We start from the raw sequence: 2,197 nt of genomic DNA on the forward strand, positions 1-2,197 counted from the left end.
AATTGCCGCAGTTCTGCACGATCGCGAAGGTGTCGCAGGCATCCTTGAGGATGACCCGGAAGGTGCCGCCGAGGCCCGAGGGCACCTCGTAGGTTCCGCCGATGAGATAATCCGAGGCCCGGCGCACGAAGACGCGGATGCTGTGGCCATCGGTGGCGAGCCGGATCGCCCCCCGCCCCCGGTCGATGAGCACCTGCACGTCATCCAGGATGTCGGTGTAGAACTGGCCGGTCAGATCGCGAAACGCCATGCGGCGCTGCGCCATCCAGTCGGTATCCCGAAACGGGTTCATGCCGTCGGCGAAGGCGAAGGAGGGATCGGCCTGTTCGGTGGTGACGATACGGGTGGTCGTGCCATCGATGCCGTTTGAGCGCAGATGCACACCATTGCCGACGATGAGGATCAGGGCGGGCCTGTCCACGGGCCCGTTCCAGTTGGGCAGGAAGGTTTTGCAGGCGCGCGCATGGGCGATTTGCGCCGCGACCGCAGAGGCAGAGAACTTGAGAATAGCCAGAGGGATGTCTTTCTGTTCGAGGTGGGAAAGGGTCGACCCGCGCGGGCGGCGTGGTCCACGCGCGGGTCGCGTGATGGCTCAGGCCGCTTGCGCGACCTCGCTGTCAGGCTCCGGGGTTTCCGCAGTGGGCTCCGCCTCATCAAAGGCGATACCGGCGGTCTGCATCATCGGCGGGCACCAGGCGGCCACGGCAGCGCGCTGCGCGTCCGTGAGCGTGGCGAAGGGCTCGGCGAAGAGCTTGTCGCAGAAGGCGACGATCTCCTTCTTGCTCGACGAGGCCAGCGTCACCGCCTCCTGGGCGAGACCCAGATCCTCGCCGAGGATCTTCAGGAGCCAGGCCTTCTTGAAGCGGTTGAAGAGCGCCGCATTCGGCGTCCAGTGGGCGCGGATGTCGGGCATGATCTCGATCTCGAACGCATGCATCAGGCTGTCGCGCTGGCGGTCCCGCGCGAAGCAGGACTGCGTGGTGCTGGCGGTTGCAAAGGCGACGAGCTTGGCCTTCTCGCCGGCCTCCAGCGCGCGAAACGCCGCGAACTGATCGGCGGGCGCGCGGGTGTCATCGAGCCACGAAAGGTCAAGCGCATCATGCGCCGCCGCCACCTGCTCGAGCGAGGTCTCGTCGATCTCGTCCATCTTGGCATGGCTGCGGTATTCCTTGCGGGCATCGATCTTGATCGCCTGCGTGACACTCATGCCGCTGGCCAGAACGTCACTGACCAGCTTGAAGAGCGTCAGATCGAGCGTGGCCTCCGGATGCAGCGCCATCGCGGCGCCAAGGGCCATGGCCCGCTCGGTCTTGAGGTCCTCAGCCAGTGAGGCTGGATAGGTGATTTCGCCGGCGTCCGGGGCCTCCTCCCCGGTCGGGTTGGCCGAGGAGCCGCGCGCGCCCTCCTCTTTGACGGTGTCTTCCGGGCGGACGAGACCAACATGGAGCGTGATCTGCCCACCCTGCCACGAGGCGATCACCCCAGACCGTGCGAGGTCCTCGGCGCTGTAGGCCTCCTGCAGATCGCGCGCTTCCTCTTCCAGAGCGTCGACGCGGTCGTAAAGGGCATTGTAGGCACCGTCCTCGAGCCCCTCATCCTCCATCTCGAGCTGCAATTTCTCAAGCTCGGCGGTGATCTCATCGATGCGCTTTTGCGCAGCCTCATCGGGCTCGATCGGGCCGGGATAGACGCGGCCGTAGTCGGCCATGGTCGCGTAATCATAGCGCACCATCGCATCGGCCCAGGCAAAGCCCAGCTTTATGCGGGCCTCTTCGGCGGCGGCACCGAGCTTCTCGAGCAGGATGGTTTCGACCAGCGCTGCATCCTCCAGCACGGAATGCTCTTCCAGAAGGTCAGCCGCGACGGCGCCGCCGCGGGCCTCGTAGTCCGCGCGCACGAAAGCCCCGATATCATCGCTGACCTGCACACCGCGGGATTTGAGCGCCTGACGGACCGTGTAGGCCTGCAGATAGCCGCCGTCCTTCGTGAGCGCCTCGAAGACCTCGCGCTGCGCCTCCTGGCTCGGGTGCTCGGCGAAGGCCTTCATCGTGTCGAGCGTGATCACCTTGCCCCGGGCCGCGGCGCGGATGTCGGGGTGGATCAGGCCATAGCGCAACCGGCCTTTCACGGCGGCCACCGTGGTGCCGAAGGTCTTTGCGATCGTCTCGGGCGTCTGGCCGTCGACCTCCATCATCCG

Annotated in this window: 2 protein-coding genes; both read right to left on the reverse strand. The window is 66.1% G+C overall.

The features are described 5' to 3' along the window. Positions 1-514, reverse strand: a 514-nt coding sequence (locus NWQ23_RS14360; RefSeq protein ID WP_306167079.1) for a regulator, incomplete at its 3' end; no start/stop codon positions are given. 78 nt (positions 515-592) lie between these two features. Beyond that, a partial coding sequence (locus NWQ23_RS14365; protein ID WP_306167078.1) for a chromosome partitioning protein ParB occupies positions 593-2,197 on the reverse strand: 1,605 nt, incomplete at its 5' end.

The sequence above is a fragment of the Yoonia sp. genome (genome assembly GCF_030731595.1).
In the GTDB taxonomy this organism is placed as follows: domain Bacteria; phylum Pseudomonadota; class Alphaproteobacteria; order Rhodobacterales; family Rhodobacteraceae; genus Yoonia.